The sequence below is a fragment of the Kamptonema sp. PCC 6506 genome, from assembly GCF_000180455.1.
Lineage (GTDB): Bacteria > Cyanobacteriota > Cyanobacteriia > Cyanobacteriales > Microcoleaceae > Kamptonema > Kamptonema formosum.
Window position 1 is genome coordinate 1 of record NZ_CACA01000161.1, and the last position, 1,717, is coordinate 1,717.

General features: G+C 44.0%; 2 protein-coding genes. Both read right to left on the reverse strand.

All coding sequences use genetic code 11. The features are described from left to right. Nucleotides 1-36 precede the first annotated feature (36 nt). A complete protein-coding gene (locus OSCI_RS09040) occupies nt 37-840 on the reverse strand; it encodes a SanA/YdcF family protein (protein ID WP_007354621.1) in 804 nt (267 codons plus the stop codon). Nucleotides 841-959: 119 nt separating this feature from the next. Continuing rightward, the coding region (locus tag OSCI_RS09045; RefSeq protein ID WP_083811289.1) for a quinone-dependent dihydroorotate dehydrogenase at nt 960-1,717 on the reverse strand (758 nt) is incomplete at its 5' end.

Here is a 1,717-nt window from a genome sequence, read left to right on the forward strand (position 1 = left end):
AAATGTCTTAACTGTCAAGATATTTGTCTTACATTTTTAATTACGATCTTCTATTCCTGGAATCCCCTCAAATGACCCCATAAAAGTGGGTTTTGGACGAGTAATGTGAACCTCCCAGAGCGCCTTGACCACTGCAAATACCTCGCGCACGCTATACTGAATCATAGAATTATTTCGGAATTTTCCCCAATCAGGTGTTCCTAAACCCACTGCTTCTACCCCTAACGCACGGCAAGTGTAAACAGCGCGTGGTAAGTGATAAGATTGCGTAATTAAAACGGCTTGTTTCACACCAAAAATTTCTTTCGCCCGATAGCAACTTTCGTAAGTGCTGAAGCCTGCATAATCCAAAGTGATATCGCTGTTTGGTACACCTTTTTCCTCAGCGTAAATCATCATTGCTTTCACCTCATTGTAGTAAGGGCTGCTGTTATCTCCTGTCATTAAGATTTTGCGAATACGACCCAGTTTGTATAGATCGACGGCTGCCTGCACTCGATCTGCTAACATTGGGGAAGGTGTGCCATCTGCCCAGACTCCGGCTCCAAAAACGATGGCAACATTTTCAGGGGGAATATTGGCAGGATCGTTGTAGCGGTAGGAATTGGTAAATATTTTTACATAATAGTTTAACCCTATCGGTGTTAGGATTGCCAACCCTATCAATAACAAAAAAATAGAGCGCCCTTGCAGTAAAAACCATTTAGATAGCATAGAATCAAAGGTTATCAGTAAAAGGCAAAAAGTAGAATTAGAAACGGGATTTATGTAATTTTCCCAAGACTGAGATTGATTTTTAGGTACATAGTTGCGCTTGTCTGTCATTTCATATAATACCATTTCTCTAAAACTCTGCTACAGCCAGCGGGTTTGGTGGGCGCTCGCAACTTCGAGCTTGTTACTTTCATCGATAGATGGTTGAGGCGAGCGCCCACCCTACATTATTTCTATTTATAGTTTTAATTTGCGTCTATTCCTATGGCCTCAGAAATACAACTCAAACCTCTTTCTTCCAACTTTTGTAACAATCCCTCTAAAATCCGCCGCACCATCCAGGGCCCCTCATAAATCCAACCAGTATAAACTTGAATTAAACTTGCCCCAGCCGCGATTTTTTCCCAAGCATCTTCAGCGGTAAAAATACCGCCCACGCCAATAATTGGCAATTGGCCTTGAGTTTGCTGCCAAATAAACCGTATCACTTCTGTAGAGCGATCGCGCACGGGAGTACCGCTAATCCCTCCAGCTTCTTCGCTTATGTGTTTGCCCGTTTGCGGCAATATTTGAGTTTTGAGTCCATCGCGGCGGATAGTAGTATTAGTAGCGACAATACCTGCGAGTTCGTAGGTTTGAGCTAATTTAATGACAGATGCGATCGCCTCCCACTCCAAATCGGGCGCAATCTTGACTAAAATTGGCTTAAGAGCGCGATTTTCCTGTTGTAATCCCTCTAAAATTGTGCTTAATTGGTCGGCATCTTGAAGCGATCGCAGCCCTGGCGTATTAGGTGACGACACATTTACCACAAAATAATCCCCCCAATCCTTGAGCAACTTAAAACTCCCTAAATAGTCTGTCGAAGCCTCTTCTAGGGGTGTCACCTTAGATTTACCAAGATTGATCCCTAACGGGAATGGGGAACTCTTGAGCAGGGGAGCAGGGGGGCGGGGGAGCAGAGGAGATGGGGGATATGAGGGAGATGAGGAAGTTAAATCCT